The organism is Roseomonas rosulenta (genome assembly GCF_016106005.1).
GTDB lineage: Bacteria > Pseudomonadota > Alphaproteobacteria > Acetobacterales > Acetobacteraceae > Neoroseomonas > Neoroseomonas rosulenta.
Genome location: NZ_JACADR010000648.1, coordinates 1 through 578 on the forward strand (window position 1 = coordinate 1; position 578 = coordinate 578).

The 578-nt window shown below is 65.9% G+C and carries 1 protein-coding gene; it reads left to right on the forward strand.

The features are described 5' to 3' along the window. Window positions 1–412 (forward strand): transposase (locus HW578_RS28145; protein WP_232479343.1); only part of this gene is annotated, 412 nt, incomplete at its 5' end. Between the last annotated feature and the right edge of the window lie 166 nt (window positions 413–578).

A 578-nucleotide genomic window follows, 5' to 3' on the forward strand; every position in this document is an offset into this window, starting at 1 on the left:
AAGGACCAGAAAGAACCCAACCCCCCGATCCTCACCAGAACCCCGCCGCGCAGCCGCACCGGCCGGCATCCCCGCGCCCCCGACGGCCTTCAGCACCGCCCCGCAACGCGGTTATTCGAGGCGTCCATTCGTCGAGCGCATCATCGGCGACGCGGGCTATCAGGGGCCGAAGATGGCCGCCGCCGTCGCCCGCACCGGCACATGGAAAATCGAGATCGTCCGCCGCTGCGACAAGCACAAATTCGTCGTGCTGCCGAAGCGTTGGATCGTGGAGCGCACCATCGGATGGATCAGCCGCAATCGCCGTCTCACCCGCGACTTCGAGCGGCACTGCCGCATCGCCGCCGCCTTCGTCCGGATGGCCATGATCCGCATCATGCTGCGGTGGCTGGCCGCAAAGCCCTCAGCATGAATCTGAACTTCCCGGATGGGCTCTCAGGATTTGGACCCTTGGAGAGCTCTGCGAAACCTGCGTGATCGGCTGATGAAGATGTGGCGGTGTCCTGGAAGCGGCCTTGGGGGTCGTTTTCGAGCCCGCCGGTCGTGCGGTGGGCGCACCTCTCCCGTCAGGCGAGTAG